Annotated in this window: 23 protein-coding genes; 9 read left to right on the top strand and 14 right to left on the bottom strand. The window is 38.1% G+C overall.

Translation table 11 applies throughout. From position 1 onward, the window contains the following. Nucleotides 1–66 precede the first annotated feature (66 nt). From rsmI to OCV67_RS02395, 5 genes are all read right to left on the bottom strand, one after another. A complete protein-coding gene (gene rsmI / locus OCV67_RS02415; RefSeq protein WP_147642268.1) occupies nucleotides 67–894 on the bottom strand; it encodes a 16S rRNA (cytidine(1402)-2'-O)-methyltransferase in 828 nt (275 codons plus the stop codon). Beyond that, entirely contained in the window at nucleotides 894–1634 is a 741-nt protein-coding gene (locus OCV67_RS02410; protein ID WP_147642267.1) for a tRNA1(Val) (adenine(37)-N6)-methyltransferase, read from the bottom strand. Before OCV67_RS02410 ends, rsmI begins: the two co-directional genes overlap by 1 nt. Before the next feature lie 180 nt (nucleotides 1635–1814). Further along, nucleotides 1815–3104 (bottom strand): S1C family serine protease, encoded by a 1290-nt coding sequence (locus tag OCV67_RS02405; protein ID WP_178084964.1) that lies wholly within the window; start codon nucleotides 3102–3104, stop codon nucleotides 1815–1817. After that, the gene (locus OCV67_RS02400; RefSeq protein WP_178084963.1) at nucleotides 3094–4563 is read right to left on the bottom strand and encodes a sensor histidine kinase; all 1470 of its coding nucleotides are present in this window, start codon (nucleotides 4561–4563) and stop codon (nucleotides 3094–3096) included. The genes OCV67_RS02405 and OCV67_RS02400 overlap by 11 nt, the downstream gene beginning before the upstream one ends. 19 nt (nucleotides 4564–4582) lie before the next feature. After that, complete coding sequence (locus tag OCV67_RS02395; protein ID WP_147642264.1) at nucleotides 4583–5284, bottom strand: response regulator transcription factor; 702 nt, start codon at nucleotides 5282–5284, stop codon at nucleotides 4583–4585. A 342-nt stretch (nucleotides 5285–5626) separates the two neighbouring features. Between OCV67_RS02395 and OCV67_RS02390 the strand changes: the two genes are divergently transcribed. Both OCV67_RS02390 and groL read left to right on the top strand, forming a co-directional pair. Continuing rightward, a complete protein-coding gene (locus OCV67_RS02390) occupies nucleotides 5627–5911 on the top strand; it encodes a co-chaperone GroES (RefSeq protein WP_147642263.1) in 285 nt (94 codons plus the stop codon). Nucleotides 5912–5949: 38 nt separating this feature from the next. Beyond that, nucleotides 5950–7578: a chaperonin GroEL gene (gene groL, locus OCV67_RS02385; RefSeq protein WP_147642262.1), complete on the top strand. Its 1629-nt coding sequence runs from the start codon at nucleotides 5950–5952 to the stop codon at nucleotides 7576–7578. Between the two features lie 88 nt (nucleotides 7579–7666). Here the strand turns inward: groL and OCV67_RS02380 are convergent, their stop codons facing one another. Beyond that, nucleotides 7667–8785: a hypothetical protein gene (locus OCV67_RS02380; protein WP_147642261.1), complete on the bottom strand. Its 1119-nt coding sequence runs from the start codon at nucleotides 8783–8785 to the stop codon at nucleotides 7667–7669. Between the two features lie 191 nt (nucleotides 8786–8976). On the opposite strand from OCV67_RS02380, the gene OCV67_RS02375 reads away from it, so the two are divergent. Then, nucleotides 8977–9999 carry a tetratricopeptide repeat protein gene (locus OCV67_RS02375; protein WP_147642260.1) on the top strand — a complete coding sequence of 341 codons (1023 nt, stop codon included), beginning with the start codon at nucleotides 8977–8979 and terminating at the stop codon, nucleotides 9997–9999. A gap of 2 nt (nucleotides 10000–10001) precedes the next feature. Here OCV67_RS02375 and OCV67_RS02370 read toward each other — a convergent pair whose 3' ends face one another. The 5 genes from OCV67_RS02370 to OCV67_RS02350 form a co-directional block, all read right to left on the bottom strand. Then, nucleotides 10002–10652 (bottom strand): sigma-70 family RNA polymerase sigma factor, encoded by a 651-nt coding sequence (locus OCV67_RS02370; protein ID WP_147642259.1) that lies wholly within the window; start codon nucleotides 10650–10652, stop codon nucleotides 10002–10004. Then, nucleotides 10645–11082, bottom strand: a complete 438-nt coding sequence (spoIIAB, locus tag OCV67_RS02365) for an anti-sigma F factor (protein WP_147642258.1) — start codon at nucleotides 11080–11082, stop codon at nucleotides 10645–10647. The genes OCV67_RS02370 and spoIIAB overlap by 8 nt, the downstream gene beginning before the upstream one ends. Nucleotides 11083–11094: 12 nt before the next feature. Beyond that, nucleotides 11095–11406 carry an STAS domain-containing protein gene (locus OCV67_RS02360; RefSeq protein ID WP_147642257.1) on the bottom strand — a complete coding sequence of 104 codons (312 nt, stop codon included), beginning with the start codon at nucleotides 11404–11406 and terminating at the stop codon, nucleotides 11095–11097. Nucleotides 11407–11755: 349 nt separating this feature from the next. Beyond that, nucleotides 11756–13291, bottom strand: a complete 1536-nt coding sequence (locus tag OCV67_RS02355) for a sensor histidine kinase (protein ID WP_262644194.1) — start codon at nucleotides 13289–13291, stop codon at nucleotides 11756–11758. Then, nucleotides 13272–13952, bottom strand: coding sequence for a response regulator transcription factor (locus tag OCV67_RS02350; protein ID WP_147642256.1), 681 nt, complete (start codon nucleotides 13950–13952; stop codon nucleotides 13272–13274). The genes OCV67_RS02355 and OCV67_RS02350 overlap by 20 nt, the downstream gene beginning before the upstream one ends. A 252-nt stretch (nucleotides 13953–14204) precedes the next feature. Between OCV67_RS02350 and OCV67_RS02345 the strand changes: the two genes are divergently transcribed. The 5 genes from OCV67_RS02345 to OCV67_RS02325 all read left to right on the top strand — a co-directional run bounded on the left by OCV67_RS02345 (nucleotide 14205) and on the right by OCV67_RS02325 (nucleotide 19983). Next, nucleotides 14205–15287 carry a 6-phosphofructokinase gene (locus OCV67_RS02345; protein WP_147642255.1) on the top strand — a complete coding sequence of 361 codons (1083 nt, stop codon included), beginning with the start codon at nucleotides 14205–14207 and terminating at the stop codon, nucleotides 15285–15287. Nucleotides 15288–15289: 2 nt separating this feature from the next. Further along, the gene (locus tag OCV67_RS02340) at nucleotides 15290–16129 is read left to right on the top strand and encodes a hypothetical protein (RefSeq protein ID WP_147642254.1); all 840 of its coding nucleotides are present in this window, start codon (nucleotides 15290–15292) and stop codon (nucleotides 16127–16129) included. A gap of 329 nt (nucleotides 16130–16458) precedes the next feature. Beyond that, nucleotides 16459–17910 (top strand): L-aspartate oxidase, encoded by a 1452-nt coding sequence (locus OCV67_RS02335; protein ID WP_147642253.1) that lies wholly within the window; start codon nucleotides 16459–16461, stop codon nucleotides 17908–17910. 13 nt (nucleotides 17911–17923) lie between these two features. Further along, a complete protein-coding gene (gene nadC / locus OCV67_RS02330; RefSeq protein WP_147642252.1) occupies nucleotides 17924–18766 on the top strand; it encodes a carboxylating nicotinate-nucleotide diphosphorylase in 843 nt (280 codons plus the stop codon). A gap of 20 nt (nucleotides 18767–18786) precedes the next feature. Continuing rightward, complete coding sequence (locus OCV67_RS02325) at nucleotides 18787–19983, top strand: AI-2E family transporter (RefSeq protein ID WP_147642251.1); 1197 nt, start codon at nucleotides 18787–18789, stop codon at nucleotides 19981–19983. A gap of 272 nt (nucleotides 19984–20255) precedes the next feature. Here the strand turns inward: OCV67_RS02325 and OCV67_RS02320 are convergent, their stop codons facing one another. After that, nucleotides 20256–20567, bottom strand: coding sequence for a helix-turn-helix domain-containing protein (locus OCV67_RS02320; protein WP_147642250.1), 312 nt, complete (start codon nucleotides 20565–20567; stop codon nucleotides 20256–20258). A 201-nt stretch (nucleotides 20568–20768) separates the two neighbouring features. On the opposite strand from OCV67_RS02320, the gene OCV67_RS02315 reads away from it, so the two are divergent. Continuing rightward, on the top strand, nucleotides 20769–20960 hold the full coding sequence (locus OCV67_RS02315; protein ID WP_147642249.1) for a sporulation initiation factor Spo0A C-terminal domain-containing protein: 192 nt from the start codon (nucleotides 20769–20771) through the stop codon (nucleotides 20958–20960). 2 nt (nucleotides 20961–20962) lie between these two features. On the opposite strand, the gene OCV67_RS02310 is transcribed toward OCV67_RS02315, so the two are convergent. Next, nucleotides 20963–21280, bottom strand: a complete 318-nt coding sequence (locus tag OCV67_RS02310; RefSeq protein ID WP_147642248.1) for a helix-turn-helix domain-containing protein — start codon at nucleotides 21278–21280, stop codon at nucleotides 20963–20965. A gap of 353 nt (nucleotides 21281–21633) precedes the next feature. Further along, nucleotides 21634–23247 carry a lipid II flippase MurJ gene (locus OCV67_RS02305; RefSeq protein ID WP_178084962.1) on the bottom strand — a complete coding sequence of 538 codons (1614 nt, stop codon included), beginning with the start codon at nucleotides 23245–23247 and terminating at the stop codon, nucleotides 21634–21636. Nucleotides 23248–23376: the final 129 nt, after the last annotated feature.

Below are 23376 nucleotides of genomic sequence, written 5' to 3'. Positions count from 1 at the left end.
AGTCAAATTACAAAAAGTATAAATTTTACTGATAAAATGCAAAAGGCACGCATAAAAGCGTACCTTTCACTTATTTACAACAGCCGAATAAAGACTGCCCTTAGAAAAATTTGTATCCTTTGCTATCCTTTTGCATGCTTCAGACGGCTTCACACCCTCGTTAATCAGACCTTCCGCCATTCTTACTGCCTGTTCAAGGGTAACGCTGCCGTTATCTTTACGCTCCTGAGCGCCTTCCACTACCAACACATATTCGCCTTTTGGATTGTGCGACTCATAATAGAAAATTGCCTCGGAGACTGTCATTCTCAGGATTTCTTCATATACCTTTGTCAATTCACGGCAAAGAGAAATTTTTCTATCCCCGAAATATTTAAGAAAATCTTTCAGCGTATTGCGAAGCTTATGAGGAGCTTCATAAAAAATCAAAGTTCTCGTATCGTTTTGTATATTTTCAAGATGCTCGTATCTCTGTTTTTTATTAACTGATAGAAAGCCCTCAAAGGAAAATCTTGAGGTACTAAGTCCTGAAACCGCAAGAGCGGAAATTACTGCGCTCGGTCCGGGAACAACTTTAACATCAACCTCGTTTTCAGCACAAATCTTTACAAGATCCTCACCCGGATCGGATATACACGGCATTCCGGCGTCGGTTACGATCGCCGCATTTTCACCGTTCTTTATACGTTCCATTATACTTAAGGCACAGTTTTCTCCGCTGTGCCTGTGATAGCTTACAAGAGTTTTTTTTATGCCGTATCTGTTAAGCAGCTTCAAAGTAACTCTGGTATCCTCTGCGGCAATAAAATCTACTGATTTGAGGGTTTCAAGCTGCCGGAACGTTACGTCCTCCATATTTCCTATCGGAGTTCCCACAACATATAATGTTCCCATTAATTGATTTCCTTTCTGTCAAGTCCCATACTATATATCTTTTCCATTTCCTCCGAATATCCTGATTCGTTCCACACGTAAAGCTGCGGCAAAACTTTCATAAAGGGCTTTGACCCTTTTTTACCTTCAATCAGAAAAAGCCACGGCGCAGTATCGGGATTTTTACTTACAAATCTAAGCCTTTTAGGTTCGATTCCATTGTTTTTCATAGCCGAAATTACATCGCTGAGCCTTTCAGGTCTGTTGCAAAGGCAAAGCCGTCCGCCGAATTTAAGCAGCTTTGCCGCCGCACGGCATACGTCGTCAATATTACATAAAATTTCATGCCTTGCTATCTTGTGAGCGTCAAGATTGCTTTCTATACCTGCCTTTGCAGCTTTATAGGGCGGATTACAGGTAACAAGACTGAACTGTCCCAAAGGCGCACCGTCCCACAATACTTTTAAATCGGCGCATATTGGAATAATACTGTCAATTTTATTTTTATCCAGACTTATTCTAAGCTGTTCTATAGCAAGCGGCTGAATATCTAAAGCATATGTAATTTTCGGAGGTTTTTCTCTTTGCATAATCAGAGGTATAATTCCGCATCCCGTTCCCAAATCACAAGCCGTATCGTTTAGTTTATACTCCGAAAAATTCGCCAGCAGAAATGCGTCCGTACCAAAACCATGCTCACGGCTTACGCATATACTGATTTTTTCAGACAGCTTTTCAAACTCAAATTTATTTTTTTCCACATACACCTCCGAAGTCAGAAAACGTTTAAACTACCAAATAAATAATATCACAATACCGGAAAAATTTCAATACTTTCAAACTTATATTTTAGCAGATATGCGTGTCTTATATATGCTTCATGTTGAATATGTACAGCATAAAAGTAAAAACCGGCACAGATTTTGTACCGGTTAAAAAATTTAAAAGTCACCCGACGTGTCGGTCATTAGCTTAAATTCAATTTCAAAATACGTAATCTTTCCGCTTTTATCGACTCTAGCACACTCTGCTTTTATCTTATCTCCGCCTTTTTTACCCTTGAGCAGCTGATTCAGTTCACTGTAATCAGCTATTTGCTGTCCTTCTATTGAAACAATAAAATCACCGTTTTTAAGCTCGGTATTTGCAATATCACAGTCCTTGCTTATATCGCTTATCCACAGACTACCCTCAAGTTCTTCAGGTATATCAAATCCGTATTTATCTTTAAATTCAATATTTGCATAATCAGCATATGCTGAATAAAAAGTAATTCCTACTCTCACTCTTCCGCTTACATATCCCTGAGAGATCAATTCTTCAATTATCGGCTTTGCTTCATTGATAGTAATGGCAAACCCCAGTCCCTCCGAATTAACAGCCGCATATTTTGACGAAGTTATGCCGATTACCTGACCGTAAAGATTAACCAAGGCTCCGCCGGAATTTCCGGGACTTATCGCCGCATTAGTCTGAATACAGTTCATTTCAAAGCTTGTTGCATCAGTCTTGATTTTTCTGTTCAGACCTGAAACTATTCCATCAGTAATAGATCCCGTCAATCCCGCCGGATTTCCTATTGCAACAACAGCTTCACCCTGATTGACCTCGTCGGAATTTCCCAGCACTGCCGCCGATAAATTTTCTGCGTCGATCTTTATCACCGAAATATCTGTTTTAGCGTCCCGCCCTACGATTTCGGCAGTATACGATTTATTATCATAGGTATTGACTACATATTTTTCCATGCCGTCCAATACATGAGTATTAGTTACAATATAACCATCCTCGGTAATAATAATTCCCGAACCGCTTCCCGACACAATATCCGTTTCCTTTGTTTTATATGTATATATTTCCACCACCTGAGGTCTTACTACCTGAACAAGTCCTTCGACTGTATATCTTCCGGTTTCATCAGTAAGCTGTTGATTATCTGTCTCAGGCTTGTGTTCTGTCCGCAGAATAATATTTCTTCCCTGAAATTCCGGTTCAAATCCTGCGAGGTTTCCGCGGTTTATATCCGAAACTATACAGTAAACGGTCAGAACGCACACAACAATAAAAATCATAGCCAGAAATATCGCCGCTGCCGGAATACGGCGTTTTTTCTCATCAGATACCGACTGATTTCCGATATTATTGAGAATATCATTTTCAATAATATCAAAACGTTCACACTCTTCTGCAGCTGTACTGCGATCATCGTTATTTTCAAAATTATCGTTCATTTTTTTCTCCATTTATCGGTTTATTCTCACTGTCTTCATTATCTTCGGATTCCGCTGCCGGGACAACGTTAAATTTATCTACAGGAAATGTCAGCAGGAATTCCGTATATTCGTCCTGATTGCTTTTAAGAATTATACTTCCATGATGAAATTCCACAAACTTTTTAACAATTGACAATCCAAGACCTACGCCTGAGGTATCATGACTTCTGGAAAAATCCGTTTTATAAAATCTGTCAAAAATCCTGGACATCTCCCTGCCTGAAATACCTCTGCCGGTATTTCCAAACCATAAATATATATTGTGCTGATCGCTATGGGTATTTAACTTTATTACTCCGCCGCTGTTCACAAATTTTACTGCATTGTCCACTAAATTATAAACTATCTGATACAAAATATCTTTATCACCGTATAACATTATTTTCGGACTGTCTATACCCTCAACGGTTACATTTTTATCCTCGATTTGTTTTTCAAACATAAAGAGAGTTTCAACAAACAACGCAGTCAGATCCACCATTCGCCGATTAAGCTGCATATCTCCCGATTCTATTCCGGAAATTTTCATCATGGTATTAATTGATCTGACCATTCTGTTAGTCTGATCCGAAACCCTTACCAGATATCTTCTCTGCTGGTCTCTTTCAATAGTTCCGTCAAGAATACCTGTAACAAAACCGTTTATTATAGTTACAGGAGTTTTCAGTTCATGTGAAACATTTGACATAAATTCCAGTCTGTGTTTATTGTTTGAAGCAATTATCTCTGTCATTTTATTCATTGCGGATATTATAGATGCAAGCTCCATGTCAGATGTCTCCGGAAGAGTCTTATCGGTCGTTCCGGTCTCAACAAAATCCGATGCATATTCATTCAGTTCCATCAGTAAATTAAACTTTCTGCGTTTCACAAGATAAAGTATTACTGAAAAAATAATAAATACTACAGTTATTGAAATAATCAGAACCTCTCCGATCCTGATTACCGAACGGTAATACTCGTCGGCAGGTTTCAGTGCTATAAAATATACTCCTCCATCGCTTAGAACAGACGGCATTTTTTTGCTGTAGATTATTACTTCGCTGTTTACAATATCAAATTCCGCCGCATTTATAAGTCTTGACACTGTTTCAGGCTTATATTTTTCCGTATCCGCCTCGGATTTAACAATAATACCGCCGTCTTTGTCAAGTATATAATAATTAGTGTCAAACACGTCTGAATATACAGCAAAAAAACGCTCCATATCCGATACTGCCGTCTCTCTGCTGTCAGATGAGTTTAAGCATATTTCAAAATTTTTTATAATTGTGCGGGCCGTCTTATCTATCTCATTATATTCAGACTTTTTTACATAAGACGCTGAAAACGCAAAAATGGAAATTCCTGTAAATACTGCTCCCAAAGTAAGCATTGCAATTGCAGCCAGATACTGAACAATAAGCTGTTTTTTCATACTTTTCTGTCTCTTTACGTCAGCTGCGTTCTTCATCGCATTCAAACTTATATCCCACTCCCCATACTGTTTTCAGCGCCCATTTGTCTGAAACTCCCTCTAGCTTTAAGCGAAGCCGCTTTATATGGACGTCTATGGTTCTGGAATCGCCGTAATACTCAAATCCCCACACCTCGTCAAGAAGCTGATCTCTTGTAAATACCCTGTTGGGATTGGAGGCTAAAAAGAACAAAAGCTCAAGCTCCTTAGGAGGAGTTTCAACCACCTTGCCGCGCACCTTCAATACATACCTTGTCAGATTGATATGCAGATTATCATAAAATAATTCTCTTGATTCCGACGAAGAAGTTGTCTGTCCCACTCTTCTTGAAACAGCCTTGATCCTTGCCAGCACTTCTTTTGTGTCAAAGGGTTTTACTATGTAATCGTCCGCACCCAGTTCCAGCCCGAGAACCTTGTCGAAAACCTCTGATTTTGCCGTAATCATCAAAATAGGCGTATTATAATTTTTCCGTATTTCACGACAAATCTGCCAGCCGTCCATACCGGGAAGCATTATGTCAAGCAGGATAATATCAGGTTTTAAGGCATAAAACTTAACCATACCCTCTTCGCCGTTATTTGAAATTATAGTACTATACCCCTCTTTTTCAAGATAAATCCTCAACAAATCACAAATATTTTTATCATCATCAATTATCAGAATTTTTCCAAGTGACATTTTTTCTTCCTTTTCCTTAACTATATTCAATAAAAACGTGCTAATAAATGGTTATCCTCTTCACTTGTAATACATATATTTTTATTTAATATTAACAAATTATGTGTTAAAAGTCAATACTTATAATATTATAAAAAATAACCAAAATATTTTTCCAGTTATCCTTTGTATAATTTTAACATTAATTTATGCCAAATCTAGTCTGGCATTGTCTATAAATACAAAAATCATTTATATTCTTAAAATCCCCTTGATTTTTCTGAGAAAGTTGGTAAAATAGTAATTAGCACTCAGAGAGTTTGAGTGCTAAAAAAGCTAATAAAATTTTCAGGAGGAATAAATATGACTATCAAACCATTGGCAGACAGAATCGTTATTAAAATGACAGAAGCCGAAGAAACTACAAAGAGCGGTCTTATACTGGCGGCTGCTTCAAAGGAAAAGCCTCAGGTTGCAGAGGTTGTTGCTGTAGGTCCGGGCGGAGTCGTTGACGGTGAAAAAGTTGATATGTATTTAAAAGTGGGCGACAAAGTTTTACTGAGCAAATATGCCGGTACAGAAGTCAAGGTTGACGATGTTGAATACACAATCCTCCGTCAGTCCGAGGTTCTGGCAATAGTAGAATAATCACATTTTAATTTATATTGTAAAGGAGAAATGTTATCATGGCAAAGGATATCAAATACGGCGAGGAAGCCAGAAAATCTCTTCAGTCAGGTATTGACAAGCTGGCTGATACTGTAAAGATCACATTAGGTCCTAAGGGAAGAAACGTTGTTCTTGACAAAAAATTCGGTGCGCCTCTCATTACAAACGACGGCGTAACAATTGCCAAGGAAATTGAACTTGAGGACGCATTTGAAAATATGGGCGCTCAGATGCTCAAGGAAGTTGCTACAAAAACTAACGACGCTGCCGGAGACGGTACAACAACAGCAACACTTTTGGCTCAGGCAATGATCCGTGAAGGCATGAAGAATATTGCAGCAGGCGCTAACCCGATGATCGTTAAAAAGGGTATGGCAAAGGCTGTTGAAACAGCAGTGGGTACCGTTATTTCAAATTCAAAGAAAATTGAAGGCAGCGACGATATCGCAAGAGTTGCAACAGTTTCTTCAGCTGATGAAAATGTAGGCAAACTTATCGCAGACGCTATGGAAAAGGTTACAGCTGACGGCGTAATTACAATTGAAGAAAGCAAAACTGCTGAAACCTACAGCGAAGTTGTTGAAGGCATGCAGTTCGACAGAGGCTACATTTCTCCTTATATGGTTACAGATACAGAAAAAATGGAAGCTGTTTACGACGATCCATATATTCTTATTACAGATAAAAAAATCGCTTCAATCCAGGAAATTCTTCCTCTTCTGGAACAGCTTGTTCAGTCAGGCAAAAAGCTTGTGATCATCGCTGAAGACATCGAAGGCGAAGCTCTTACAACTCTTATTCTCAACAATCTCAGAGGCACATTCAAGTGCGCAGCTGTTAAGGCTCCGGGATTCGGCGACAGACGTAAGGAAATGCTTCAGGATATTGCTATTCTTACAGGCGGTCAGGTAATTTCAGAAGAACTCGGTCTTGAACTTAAGGATACAGCTATCGAACAGCTTGGACGTGCAAGACAGGTTGTTATTAACAAGGAAAATACAATTATTGTTGACGGTTCCGGAAACTCTGACGATATCAAGAACAGAACTGCTCAGATCAAAGCTCAGATTGAAACAACAACATCTGATTTCGATAAAGAAAAGCTTCAGGAAAGACTTGCAAAGCTTTCAGGCGGTGTTGCAGTTATCAAGGTAGGCGCTGCAACTGAAATCGAAATGAAAGAAAAGAAACTGAGAATCGAAGATGCTCTTGCAGCTACAAAGGCAGCCGTTGAAGAAGGTATTGTTGCCGGCGGCGGTACTGCTCTTATCAATGCAATTCCTGCTGTTGAAGAGCTTATTCCTTCACTGGAAGGCGATGAAAAGACAGGCGCTCAGATCGTTCTCAGAGCTTTGGAAGAACCTGTTCGCCAGATTGCACTCAATGCAGGTCTTGAAGGCAGCGTCATTATAGATACTATTAAGCGTTCAGGCAAAACAGGCTATGGTTTCGACGCTTACAATGAAACATACGTTGATATGATTCCTGCCGGAATCGTAGATCCTACTAAGGTAACTCGTTCCGCACTCCAGAATGCAGCTTCAGTTGCCGCTATGGTTCTTACAACTGAAAGTCTTGTAGCTGATATTCCTGCACCGGAACCGGCTCCTGCAATGCCTCAGGGCGGTATGGGAATGGGATATTAATCCGATAACCTCCTCTTATTTAAACTATATATGTCTGAAAAGACGAACCGACTTCTGCATAATGCAGAGGTCGGTTTTTTTGCTGATTTCATTCTGTTTGCCCTTTTAATGTCCATCCGGCATAGTTAGCTGTCATAACATTTAGCATATCCGCATATTCAAGCTCGGAAATATAAAAACCGATATAAAGTGTATCATTGCCCATATCGCTTGTACTGCCTGAATCCACCAGCTTTTCATTATGAAGTATTACAGCATAAAAGCTGTCCTTGCATATCTGATAAATATCATCTGACTCATAATAATCGTCCGGATTTATAAAATCCGATATATTAGAACCACCCAATTTATATCCGTTCATATTTGCTGAAAGCGTTTCTTCAAGCTCTTCTTTTGTAAGACCGTATTCTTCCATAGTCGACAGTTTATCAAAAGCCTCCTGACCGTAATACACCTCATATGTTCCCGTACAGTAAGGCATGTTATGATCCTCTTCTAATTGATAATAAATAAATTCTCCGTCAGATCCAAGACAAAGCTCCGAACCATCTTTGGCAATAAATGTATTTCCGCTGATATAATCCCCTGCTGCAATATTAAACGACGCTGTTTTTGTAATATCACGTACATCAACCGAAAGATCATTTTCACTGGGACTCTGACCGGCAAATGTAACAACCGTATTCTTCTGAGGAACAATCAAAACATCAATTGAAAAGAAAATACCATTTACTTTCATATCTATTCTGCCGATATATGATTCCAAATTATCAGACGTAACAAATGATGTAAGAGTATCATCAGACCTGACTATCTCATTGCTTTCAGAGTATATATCCTTCAGATGCTGAAAAAATTCTTCAGGAGTATAACTGCCTAAACTTGAAACGCCCTGAAGCTGGTAAACATTTTTTTCGTCCGGCGTAGCAAATGTGCCCTCATGACCATTCAAAGGCTTCCAGCTAGAGTCAACCATAAAGGAAACATTGTCGACTGTACATGTCTGATACGACAATGCTTCTGTTGCCTGTTCCGCAAACGCCTCCGTATTGATTTCTGTTGTTTCCTCGGACAGTTCTGATGTAACCGATGTTTCAGCAGAGCTTTCATCACTGCTTTCGATTGTACTTTCTTTTTTAGTATTTCCGCACGCTGTCAGGGCAACAGATAATGCAAGCGCCAATATTGGTAAATAAAATTTTTTCATGAAACAAATTCCCCCTTATACTAGTAATTTTTATAATTATACTATATTTTTTAATTAAAGTCAAAAATACTCAAAAACTGAAAAAATTAAATACTATGAAAATTATCTCCAGTTTTTCAACACTTTTCTATTGATTTTTTATTCAAAATGTAGTATAATAAAATTATTATATTTATGTTAGGAGAAAAATAATGGTAAATGATATTATAGAGGAAATTAAGAAAGGACTTACCGGAAACGCCTCCCATGACGCAAATTATCTTCATGATCAGGCAATGAAGTACAGAAACCATGAAAATTCGGAAGAAATCCTCCGCATACTCAGCGACATGACGTTCGATCTTCTGCCTGACGATAAAAAAGAAGCGCTGCATAACGCTATGTTTATAGGCGACAAAAGAATTGATCAGGCGTACAATGAAGTAAATAACCTTTTTAAAAACAGAAAGCTCGACGAAGCCGCCGAGCTGATGAGTAAAATTGAAAAACAAGCTGATACATACTTTGACCACACGGAAAAAACTAAAAAATATTCATTCAGAAACCGTTTTGACGAATACCTTTTCGTAGAACTTTATAAGCCGGAAAAGCAGTATGAAAGAACTCCTTTTGATTTCTGCACTTATCTTGCCTTTTACGGATATATCCTTGTTGAAATGAAAAAGCCTGAAGAAGCGGTAAGGGTTCTCGAAAAGGCAATCAAATATAATCCTGTGAACACCGGACCCCGTTTTGAAATGGCTGAATGCTATAAAGTTCTCCGCAATCCTGAAAAGCTTTTTGAGTGCGTAAAAGAAACACTTAAAATCGCTTCCACTCCGGCAGATATCGCTAGATGCTACTGCAATCTTGGATATTACTGTATTGATATCAAGGATTATGATTCAGCTGTATGCTTCTATTATAACAGTATGCTTTACGTTCCGAATGATAATATAAAAGGCGAATTGCAGCATATAAGCATGCTTACCAAAAAACCAATTACACCTCCTTCCAAAGAAGATATTCTGAAAGCTTTTGAAAAATATAATCTTCACCACGGTCCAAGTCAGGTCGTAATCAACATGGCATACTCTCTGGGCGAATACTGTGTTGAACACAATGCCCGTCCGGAAGAATCTATATACTACTACAGTATAGCATACAATCTGACAAGAAATGAAGATATCAAGAAAAAAATAGACAAGCTTTCTGCACAAATAAAGAAACAGTAAAATTACTTCATCAGCTGCTCACGCATAAACGTGAGCAGCTTTTTCTCACGCCTTGATACCTGAACCTGAGTCATACCAAGCTTTTGTGCGGCTGCCGACTGAGTAAAATTCTTATAATACCGCAAAAATATAAGTTCACGATCTTTTGGCTCCATCATTTCCAGAACCTGACGCAAAGCAACAGTATCTCCGATTTCTATATCCGGCGACGGTGCGGCAACATCTATCTGTCCGCCGCCCTCTTCGGAGCTGTCAGTAAGAGAAACTGGAGGTAAACTGACCGACAATGCCTCTGCAATGGCACACTCGTCAGTATCCAGCTTTTTACCAAGTTCAGACAATGTAGGCTCACGCCCAAGCTCCTTTGACATTTCATCTCTGACACGTACCGCTTTCAAAGACAGCTCTTTCAGGCTTCTGCTTACCTTAACCGTTCCTCCGTCACGGAAAAGACGTTTGATTTCCCCCAGAATGACCGGTACGGCATAGGTCGAAAACTTAACGCCTCTTTCACAGTCAAAAGCCTCCGCAGCTTTAAGAAGACCTATACAGCCGGCAGAATATAAATCATCATATTCTATACCCCTTCCTCTGAAACGGTTAGCGCAAAGATGAACCAGTCCCAGATTCTCTTCCGGCAAAGGCTTATTCATTTGCCGCCCCCAGCTTTTTTCTCATTGTTACTACAGTACCTTTTCCCACAGTACTTTTAACTGTCAGCTTGTCCATAAAACTTTCCATAACGGCAAATCCCAATCCGGCTCTCTCTTCACAGGGAGCAGTAGTATACAGCGGTTCCATAGCGCGTTTAACGTCCGGAATTCCGCAGCCCTTATCCTTAATTCTTATGTATATTTCATTATCGTTAAGTATTCTTGCAGTTATTTCAATTATTCCTTCCGTACCTCTGTAAGCATGAACTATACAATTGGTAACTGCTTCTGAAACGGCAGTTCTTAAATCGGCAATATCCTCGATCCCCGGGTCAAGAAATGCTGCAAAAGCACAAACTGCCGTTCTGGCAAAGCCTTCATTTTCCGATTTGCTTTTAAAACTTATTTTCATTTCGTTTACAATCTTCATTTTTTCGCCTCCTCACACATTGCAGATTGACGCTAAACGGTCAATTCCGGAAAGTCTCATAACCTTTTTTATATGAGGGGGAGGATTTCTGACAACTAAGTTTCCTCCGATTTCCTGCATCAGCTTATACCTGCCCATAACCAGTCCGATTCCTGAGCTGTCCATAAATCCCACTTCAGAAAAATCCATAATAAGCTCTTCCGGCTGATTTTCACGAAGAGAAAAGTCTATATCCTGACGAAGGGATTTTGCGTTATGATGGTCAATTTCACCGGATAATAATGCAATCACTTTATTATCTTCATTTATAATCTTTACAGACATTTCTTTTTAACCTCCTGCTTAAAAACTCTGTATTTTTATTGTATTATAAGATGTGTAAATTTTTTGTAGAAACATGCAATCATTAAAACTATTATATTTAAATCAACTATAAAAGTAATGTGCTGCATAAGAAATTATGCAGCACATTACTTTTTCTTCTTTTAACAAACAAAAGGCTTCCTTACGGAAGCCTTTTGCCATGATATAGGGATTATTGGGGATTTTAATTTAACGCTGGGGTAAACGTTAAATCGAAATGTTTATACTCATTTACGAGTATGGTCATATTATATAATTCCAGTGTGAAATCTTTGTGAAAAGTCCTTGAAAAAACTCTGAAACAATATGATTATTTCTGTTTTGTCTGATTATTATCTTTTTTGTCATATTTTTTCTCGGAAAACCGTTTACTGTAAAATTTATGCTCTGTTTTCTTACTGTCTTCCACGCTTTCAGACTGTTCCGGCTTTACAATATCCTTAATTTCAAACCAGAATGTAGAACCCTTTCCTACAACGCTGTAAACTCCGAAATTATATTCATGCTTCTTAAGAATAGCTTTTACGATTGAAAGTCCCAGTCCTGTCCCCACTACTTCCCTCTTATGATTTTCCGAACGGTAATATTTATCAAAGATAAGCTTTATCTTTTCAGGAGCAATTCCCTCTCCGGTATCCGATACTTCTATACGGACGCAATCCGCTGAATTTTTCTGTTTTATGAAAATCTGCTTGTCCTCACCGGTATAATTAACGGCATTATTAATCAGATTGTAAATAACCTGCTGAATCTTTATTATATCGCAGCGTACTATTGCGTCCCCGTCAGGTTCAAATGAAATATGATAATCGGATTTTTTGGAAATTCCTTCATATCTTGCAACTATATCCTCAAGAAGGATTCTTATATTGAATTCAGTATAATTAAGCTCCTGATTACCGTCCTCAAGCTTTGAAAGGTCAAGCATGTCGTTTACAAGCTGTGCCAGACGGTCCGTTTCTTCAATTATTATTTCAAGATGTTCGTTTCTTTTCTGAGGATTATCTCCTGACAAATCCCTGATCATTTCAGCGTAAGCCTTAAGCATGGTAAGAGGAGTTCTAAGATCGTGGGAAACATTTGCTATAAGATCGCGCTGCATAGCGTCGACCTTTGAGATCTGCTGACCGGCATAAGTAAGCGTACTTGCAAGCCGCTGAATTTCAAGGTAGTCTCCTCCCTCAAATTTTATACTGTAATTTCCGGCAGCCATTTTTTCAGCTGACTTAGTAATTTTTACAATCGGTTCGGCTATTTTTCTAGCCATAAAAAATGAAATTACAATACTGAGAATAATAAGATAAATTGTTATAATAAGAAGCTGACGTTTTATTATTGACGCAGTGGAGCCTACGGGTACAAGCGGAGTATTGATGAGTACATACCCTTCAGGAGAGTCGGCACTGCCTATTACCACAGCGAATACCAGCATATCATTGCTTATTGCACTGTTATATTCCTTAAAATATATTTCTTTTTTACCGCTTTCCTTCAGCTTGTTTAAAAATTCTCCTTTCATGGAATCAGGACTGTGTATAAGGCAGCTTTTGCCCAGAGTATCCTTTGTATAAATGACTCTGCCGTATTTGTCCACAATTTCAATACATAAATCATTTGAAATAGCAATTGTTGTAAGCGTTCTGCCGTAATCGTCATCACCGTATTCATCAACTATTTTTTTCGCCGAAAGCTTTACATCGGAAATCTTCATTTTTTCATAAAAGTTTTCAAGAAAAACAATCTGAAAAAACCACAGCATTATAAATACTACAGCCGTAAAAAACATGAAGTATTCCCATACTTTAAATCTAAGGCTTACGGCATTTTTAATTTTGGACGTATTCAAATTTATATCCCATTCCTCTCAATGTAACAATAAATTTTCTGTATTGTCCCAGACTGTTTCTCAGCATTTTAATATGAGTATCTACAGTTCTGTCATCACCGAAAAAGTCATATCCCCAGACTTCCTCCAGAAGCTTGTCCCTTGTCAGGGCAAGATTTTTATTTTTTACCAGATAAAAAAGCAAATCATACTCTTTCGGCGTCATCGAAGCTTTTTCACCGTCAACATAAACTTCGCGTCCGGCAATATCAATTTCAAGACCCTCAAAAACAAGCTTTTCCGGTACAGTCGATTCTGAAACGTTGTTTCTTTTCAGTACAGCCTTTATTCTTGCCATAAGCTCCTTAGGAGAAAAAGGCTTTACAACATAATCGTCAATTCCAAGCTCAAAGCCGAAAAGCTTATCATATTCTTCACCTCTTGCAGAAAGCATGATGACCGGTATCGTTTTATATTTCTTTATTTCCTTGCAGGTCGAAAAGCCGTCCAGCTTGGGCATCATTATATCCATTACAATAAGGTCGAAATCTTCGGACTTTACCATTTCAACGGCTTCCATACCGTTTTCCGCTTCGGCAACTTCATAGCCCTCAAATTCCGCATACTCTCTGACAACTCGTCTGATATTTACTTCATCGTCAACAACAAGAATTTTATACATACGTCATTCTCCTTTAATCCTTTTATATTATCATGAATTTACAGCTATATTATAATTCATAAATGTGTATATTAAGTGAAAAATAAAAAAAGATTTGAGTATTAAACTTTTTAAAAAATATGTTAAATCAAACTGTCATTGTTGACATTTTCAATAAAAATTGGTATAATACTATTAATCTGTTATATGTTTTCAACAAAATAAATTTACGGCGTGCCGTTCGCCTAAATAATAAGCGGCTGGGAGGTAAAAATGAAAAAGCGTATTGGTATTCTTACAAGCGGCGGAGACTGTCCCGGACTTAACGCAACCATCAGAGGCGTTGCAAAGGCATGCTATGAAATGATGGGCGAGGATAATGTAGAAATCGTAGGAATTGCCGAGGGGTATTACGGTCTTATAAACAATATCTGCCGTGATATGAAGCCGGAAGAATTCTCCGGTATTCTCACAAGAGGCGGTACTATTTTAGGCACAAAACGTCAGCCGTTTAAAATGATGCAGGTCATCGGCGACGATAATGTGGACAAAGTAAAAAACATGAAAGAAACCTACAAAAAACAAAAGCTTGACTGTCTCCTTACTCTCGGCGGCAACGGTACACATAAAACTTCACGTCTGCTCTCAGACGAAGGACTCAACGTAATCGGCCTGCCGAAAACTATAGACAACGACATTTACGGAACTGATGTAACCTTCGGTTTCCATACCGCCGTTGACATTGCCACAGACGCTCTAGACAGACTTCACACCACCGCAAACAGTCATTCAAGAATTCTTCTTTGCGAGATCATGGGCAACAAGGCCGGCTGGCTTACCTTGAACGCCGGAATCGCAGGAGGCGCCGACATTATTCTTATTCCTGAAATTCCTTATGACATTGATAAGGTATGCGAATCTGTACTGAAAAGAAGCGAAAGCGGTAAGAATTTCTCGATCGTCGCCGTTGCAGAAGGTGTGTTTGACCACAACGAAGCTCAGCTTAAAAAGAAAGAACGTGCAAGACTTCGTGCTGAAGCGGGAATCACTACCGCTACAAATAGAATAGCCGCACAGATCCAATCAAAAACCGGACTTGAAACCAGAACCTGCGTTCCCGGACATATGCTCAGAGGCGGTAGTCCAAGCGCTTATGACAGAATCCTTGCAACTCAGTTCGGAGTACACGCCGCAAAACTTATTTCCCAGGAAAAATACGGCAGAACTGTTGCAAAAATCGGCGGAAAAATTACAGCAAATAAGCTTGAAGATATCGCAGGAAAAACAAAATTTGTGGATCCGTCCGATCAGCTTGTTAAAACCGCTAAAAATTTAGGAATATCTTTCGGGGATTGATAATGACTGATACTAAAAAAGGATTTTTTAACAGTCTTCCTGGATTTAGAAGCGGAAAAATCGCCAAAAAGATTATAGCTGTGGGTTTGATTTATATTCCGTTGATTATTTCTTTGCTGGGTATAATTGTATATACTAATAACGCTTTTAAAGAATATAAGTATGATAATATTATTAATGCGGTAATTTGCACAATTATAGCTGTTTTGGAAATTTTGGCTGTTATTGCAGCTTTAATTATTGAAAAAAAGTCGAGTTCTAAAAATAAGCATGCTATTGAAATAATTACCGGATTTATCTTCACAATACTTGCCTTTGCATTGTTTACTGCATTTAACAGTTTTCATACCAATGAATATAATTTATACCTTGAAAACAAAAAGGAGTCCAAACAAGCAGCCGTTATTACAGAACTTTCAACAACTGCGGTTTCAAAAAAAGAAAGCATTACTTTAGCTTCGACAGCTGTGTCAGTCAAAGTAACCGAAACCGAAGCTGACGCTGAAACTGAATTGCCAAAAACCTCTAGAGCGGAAACTAAAGCAGAAACGACAACAACTGTGATTTTACAAACAGAACCCACAGAATTACAGGAGAAAACTGAACCTACCCAATATACATGGCTTCGTGCAACAGGACATTTATATACAGGTGTTGATTTATATCTGGTCATGGATACAGGCGAATTCCTTTACGGAACCATCATGGATATAGACAACGATACGGATCAGGTTTTACTATACACTTATGAAAATGACACAACTCAATGGGTCGACCGCCATGCAGGAATGTTTCTAAAATCTCTTTATATAAGGTCTGACGATGATTGCTTACCGCAATAAAGAGCATAATTTATTTTATTGAATGCAAATATAGTAAGTATTAATATAATAAAATCGAATCCTGTTTTAACTATATTTTTTTCTAATAAATATAACAAAAGCAAGCAGAACTGATAAAATTCAGTTCTGCTTGAACTGTTTATAACGATATTTTGTGTATTATTTTTTTATAAATAAACTAAATGTTGCTATAAACAGTGAGAATATGGAAAATTTTTAGTAAATTTTAATAATGACATAAATCAGGATAAATGTTATAATGGAATAAGTATAAAAAAATTCCGAAATACTGAAAATAGTAAAAATTTTACAGAAAGATTGGGATTCATATGCCGAAAAATTATGACGTAATTATTGCCGGAAGCGGTACTGCCGGACTTTATGCAGCTATTAATCTTCCGTCCGAGCTTAAAATACTGATACTGTCAAAGCGTGATTTGCTGCTTTGCAACTCTGCCCTTGCACAGGGCGGTATTGCAGGTGTATACGATTCGCCGAATGATAATATTCAACTCCACCAGAATGATACTATGATCGCAGGCGGTTTTAAAAACAATACTGAAAACGTTCATATTCTTGTTTCCGAAGCCGCTCAGGACATTCAAACGCTTATTGATCTGGGTGTTGACTTTGACAGAACTCCCGACGGAAATCTCCACAGAACACTTGAGGGCGGACACTGCCGCCACAGAATTTTTCACCACAAGGACGCTACAGGCTTTGAAATTGTCTCAAGACTGCTGGACAAGGTAAAAACTCTGCCTAATGTTGACATTATGGAAAATACCTATTTATGCGGAATAAAAAAAACCTCTACAGGATTTTCTGTCGATACATGGAAAGAGGAAAAACGCCAAAGCGTCAACTGCCATTATATGATTCTTGCAACAGGCGGAATCGGAAGAGTTTATGAATACACTACAAATTCCGCTATCGCTACCGGAGACGGTATTACATTCGCTTATGAAATGGGTGCGGACATTAAAAATCTGAGCCTTGTTCAATTCCATCCCACAGCTTTCAACAACAAGCACACAAGGGAGTGTTTCCTTATTTCCGAAGCTGTAAGAGGCGAGGGCGCATATCTGCTCAACAAAAACGGCGAACGGTTTATGCATAATTACGACGACAGACTTGAACTTGCTCCCAGAGACGTTGTTTCCCATGCAATAATTCTGGAAAGCCGAAAGCTTAATTCCAATGATTTTTATCTCGACATTTCAAGAAAAGATCCCGAATTCCTTAAAAACCGTTTCCCTATGATTTACAAAAATCTGCTTAAGCAAGGTTATGATCTTACCAAGGATAAAATTCCTGTGTTCCCATGTCAGCACTATCTTATGGGCGGAATTAATGTGGATAATTACGCAAGAACAAAAATTGAAAATCTTTATGCGGCGGGAGAATGCTCTCACACAGGCGTACACGGCAACAATCGTCTTGCAAGCAATTCTCTGCTAGAAGCTCTGGTATTCTCAAGACGTGCGGCTTCTGATATTGCTGAGAAGTCGGCTGATATGCCTAAGGAATTTGAAAATTACGAATTTGAAATACATAAAGACGCCGTTCCGATTCCTCATGGCTTCAGAACAGAAATCCGCCGCATAATGCAGCAAAGCTATTTTGTTATTCCCGACAAAAAAGCTGCCGTTGAAGGCTTTGAACGTATAAAAGAAATCAAATCTGATTTGACAACCGGTAACTATTTAATTAATCCGGATTACATTGAGGCAAAATCGCTTGCTACAGTAGCTTATCTGATTTTAAAGGAAGTAATTTGAAAGGATAAAAAATATGCTTAACCAGATTTATATTGACAATATTATTAATACGGCTTTATTCGAAGATATTAATTATATCGACGTAACTACAGATAATCTTATTGATGACAGTCATCAGAGCAGCGCTTATTTTATCGCCAAGGACAGCGGAGTTCTCTGCGGTATTGACATTGCCGCAAGAGTATTTGAGCTTGCAGGCGGAAATGTTGAAACGGAAATTCTTTTAAAGGACGGTACTCAAGTAAAAAAAGGCGATGTCATCGCCAATTTAAAGGGCAGTACCAAAACCCTGCTCAAGGGCGAACGCACCGCATTAAACCTGCTTCAGCATATGTCAGGCATCGCTACCGCTGCAAACAAATGCGTCAGGCTGGCTGAGGGAACTAACGCTAAAATTACCGATACCAGAAAAACCTTGCCGGGACTAAGAGCCTTACAAAAATATGCCGTAACAGTAGGCGGAGGAAGAAATCACCGTTTTAACCTCTCAGACGGAGCCATGCTCAAAGACAATCATATCGACGCTTACGGTTCTATCACAGCCGCTGTCAGAGCGCTTCGTGAAAAAGCCGGACACATGCTTAAAATTGAAGTAGAGGTGCGTACCTTTGAGGAACTAAAAGAGGCTCTTGACTGCGGCTGTGAAATTATAATGCTTGACAATATGAGTACGGAGGATATGAAAAAAGCAGTTGAAATCACCGCCGGACGCGCAAAGCTTGAAGCTTCCGGAAATATTACTCTTGATAACCTTCGTGAAACTGCTCTGACAGGGGTCGACATTATTTCATTGGGAGCGCTCACCCATTCAGTTAAATGTTTTGATATATCTATGAGAATAAAAACGGCAGAATAAGGAAAATACGGAGGGCGTTTATGCAGAAAAAATTTTCTTTCAAAAACAACCGACTTGCCAAAACCATCGTATTCAGCGGTACTGTACTGATTATTGTCGCATTTATTATAATGCGATATGAGGGATTTTTTGCGGTAGTTTCGGCTATTATGAATATTTTCCGTCCGATCACAATCGGATGCGTGATCGCTTTTGCTCTCAACCGTCCTCTGAATTTTTTTCACGTCCGTTACAGACGTCTTTTTGCAATGATAAAAAATTCATTCAGAAACAAAAAGCACGGCAGAAAGATCCATTTGGTATCGGGAAAACCGCCTTTTATTGCGGCGTGTCTGACGACATATCTTCTTACTATCGCCATATTAGTCGGTATCATTTGGTTTATTGTACCGCAGATATCAAACAGTATAACTCTGTTCAGAGACAATTTCAGCGATTACGCTAATAATTTTGCAAATTTTATTGAATCAAACAAATTCAATATCCATTCATTCTTAGACGATAAAATTGATATTAACGAGATAATGGAAAAGATACAGAACAAGCTGTCAAGCATAACCGAATATATACCGACGGTATTAAGCAAAACCTACGATATTACTTCCGGTATAATTAATGGAACTATAGACGTTGTTGTGGGAATTGTTTTTTCAATATATATTTTGCTTGACAAGCAAAGTCTCAAGAAGAATGCAAAATCTATTACCAAACTTATTATAAAAGGCAGCAAATATGATAAATTCGAAAGAATTATAAAAATTGCTTATGATACCTTTTCAAACTTTATAAGCGGACAGCTTATGGAAGCGGTCATTTTAGGCATATTATGTTTTATCGGCATGACGATATTCGGCTTTGACTACGCTCCGCTTATCAGCGTTATAATTGGTATAACAAACATGATACCTATTGCAGGTCCGATTCTGGGTACTATCCCATGTGCGCTGATACTGCTTCTTGTAAACCCGATAAGAGCCGTATGGTTTGTTGTATTTATAATTATTATCCAGCAGATTGATTCTAACCTGATTTATCCAAAGGTTGTGGGAAATTCAATCGGACTGCCGGCGCTATGGGTATTGTTTGCTATTACGGTCGGCGGCGGACTGGGAGGCGTTCTGGGAATGATTCTGGGAGTACCGATAGTATCGATTATATATACTCTGGTGAATGAAAAAATAAGAGAAAATGAGAAACCGAAAAAAGAAATGTCATGAAGGATTTTTATAAAAATTAGAAGTTTTAGTCAAGCTTTTTTACCCGTAGGGCACTTACGCTCAGCTTGCGGAAATTGCTCTCCGCAGAAATAAAAGTTTCGATCAAACCTTTTCAAAGGTTTGCGGAATCCAAAGGCAGAGCCTTTGGTCGCCCTCCGCAGAGGGCGAAAGTCTTTTGCCGTAGGGGCGCATTTACGGGGGTGAATTTTAAAACAGTCCTGTGGACTGTTTTAAAAGAGGGGACGCTTTGCAAGTGAAAGCGTCCCCTAATTTTATATATCTTTTACATGAACAAGCATATTTTTTGTAAATTCAAGTTGTTTAGGAGTAAGACCATCTATAGTTTCAATTATCTCATTTCTATCTTCTATTAGATTATATTTTATTTCATCTTGCAATAAATAATTAGGTGTTACCTTTAATGCATTGCATAATTTAATTAACATAACCGAATTTGGATAACGTCTGCTTTTTTCATAAGAACGAATAGCAATTTCTGTGGTATCAGCCAGTTCTGCAAGCTTTTCCATTGTTATACCTTTGTCTAATCTAACTTTTCTTAATCTTGTTCCAAAATTATTCATAAAATTACTCCTTCTATTGAACCTGTTACATTAATTGTATATGTTGTTAGCTATAAAATTAAGATACAAAATGTAACGGTTAAGCATTCAAAAGTAAAAAAATACTATTTCACTTACACATTTTGACAAAATATTCAATTTATATATGATATATTTAGTATCGGTAAGAGTAAAAAAATGTTATAAAAGGAGACAAAATTTATGAATAAAAATATTTATAAAATAATAGCTCAAAAAAATGGAGTATCAATAAAAAGCGTAAAAAAAGAAATAGAAAAAGCTATAAAATTTGCATATCAAGACCCTAATTTATATGCACAAAGTGTACCTAGAAAAAATAAGATACCTACTGTTGATGAAGTTATTGCTTTTAGTTTAACTAAAATAAAGTAATATTAAATTTTTATCGCTTTTATCATGTAAACAAATTGCTCCACTAGATTATATTTTGTTGGTTCAAAACTATCTATTTCTTGAAATAATTTACTTTTATTTGAAATTAAATTATAATATATTTCATCTTGAAGTAAATAATCAGGTGTTACTTTTAAAATATTACATATTTTTATTAATGAATCAGTGTTGGGATATCGTTCAGAATGTTCATATTTACGAATAGAACCATAACTTAAGCCGGTTAATTCAGCTAATTGATCTATTGTTAAATCTCGTTTATGTCTTATATAGCGTATTCTATCTCCTAAACAGTTCACTTTTCATTCTCCTTTTTTGTATGGTTTCCGTTACATTTTAATTTTATACTAATTTCAAGCAAATTGTAAGCCGTATAATGTAACGGTATGAGTAACAAAAGTGACGGTTTTGTCGAAAATATTTAAAAATTATATTTAAAGCAGAAGATAAGGGGACGCTTTCACTTGCAAAGCGTCCCCTCTTTTAAAACAGTCCACCGGACTGTTTTAAAATTCACCCCCCGTAAATGCGCCTCTGAGGCAAGGACTTTCGCCCTCTGCGGAGGGCGACCAAAGGCTCCGCCTTTGGATTCCGCAAACCTTTGAAAAGGTTTGATCGAAACTTTTAATTTTTTACTTTAACTTCTAATCTGTTAATTCCTATTTTCCCCATTTCCCGTAAGCTTTGACACAATCAAATATACCGCACCGCCAGCACACACCGCAATCGGTAATGCATACCTATTAACGAGCGGTATATGCGGATACACACTCCATGCCGTTAACGCACAGAATAGTCCTGATATGACCGCTGGCATAAGTGATTTTAAAATGCGTATTTTAACTCCGGCGGCTTTTGAGTAAACCAAAATTGATAAAACAAATATTACAAAATAACATAGCAGTGTTGATATCGCCGCACCTGATACATTTATTTCCGGAATCGGTATTAATAAAAGATTTCCTGCAAGCTTTACCGCTACTCCTATAAGCATAAGCTTTACGGGTGCGTCCGCTCTGCCGATCGCTTGCAGACAACTGAACAGAGGAAATGATAGTGCAAGGAATATTACTCCGACCCCAAGAAATATCAGACTTTCTTCTGAAACTAAACATTCCTGTACACGGTTGGGAAAAAGGAAGAGAAGTATCGGTTTTGCAAGAAAGCTTATGCCTAATCCAGAGGGTACGGCGAGAAAGGCAGTTGCCTTTATAACGTTTTCCGACAGCCTTTTTACAGAGGCTGAGTCCTTTTTGGCCCAGCTTTCCGCAATGTTTGGAAGTATTCCCTTGCCAAACATGTTGGTAATTGATGGTATAAGATTGAAAATGGTAACGGCAAGACCGTTAAATGAACCGTATATAAATTCTGAAAGTTCAATTGGGTCTATATCGTTCAGACCGTATTTGCCTATAAGATATTCCGGAGCGGATTTAATGGATTTGTCAAGACAACGAATTATTGTGGCAAGGTCAATGAGAGAAGTAAGATTGGTGACAATTGAACCGAGAGCTACGGGAATAAGTATTTTAAAAATTGCTTTTATTATTGATTTTGTACTTTCTTCACTGCCTGATGCTATTTCCGGAGAATTACTCTCCAGTCCGGTTCCTCGTATGTAAAGAAAAAGCGTACCGGCAAGAGTAGATAAGCTTATGCCAAGTACGGAAGCGGCAGCAGCAACGGCAAGTATGTCTGTTCCTTCGGGAAAATGGGTAAGAACTTTGTCAGGATTAGTCAAAACATAGGAACAAAGAGCAAGTCCTGCGGCAAGACGTACTAACGCTTCTATAACCTGTGACACTGCGGTTGGGTACATGTTTCGCATACCCTCCCAGCAACCTCGGTAAACGGCTGTTAAGCAGCCGAAAAATACCGACGGTGCAATCATCAGTATGGATAGCTCGGCTTTAGGACATGCGGCGATTTTTTCAGAAAAAGGTCCTGCAAGAAGAGCTACTGCTACAGTACCGGCAAGTCCTGCGGCGGAAAATAAAAGAAGTGAAACCTTCTGTATTTTTTTTACGTTTCTATAATTTCCGAATGCACAGCTTTCAGCAGTAAGCTTAGCTACAGCAGTGGTAAGCCCTGTGGCAGTGAGAGCATAGACCGGAAGAAACAGTCCGTAAGCACAGCTGAAATAACTCATTCCCACTCCGCCCAGCATGTTTGTGAGTGGAATTTTAAATAAAGCGCCTATTGCCTTTGCTATTATTGCAGAGGCAATAAGTATAACTGAACCTTTCAGAAAGCTTTGTTTTTTCAAATTTATCTCCTTTCTGATATCCTTATTGCTTAATAAAATAGCATTGATTTTGTTTAAAATGCATAATGATTTTGTAATTTACTAAAAAAAATATTGCTACTAGTGCAAATGTGTGTTATAATTATATGC

It is taken from the genome of Porcipelethomonas ammoniilytica (genome assembly GCF_025567485.1).
Taxonomy (GTDB): Bacteria; Bacillota; Clostridia; order Oscillospirales; family Ruminococcaceae; genus Porcipelethomonas; species Porcipelethomonas ammoniilytica.
The sequence above is the reverse complement of the archived record's forward strand: the minus strand, read 5'-3'. Positions and strand labels throughout refer to the sequence as shown.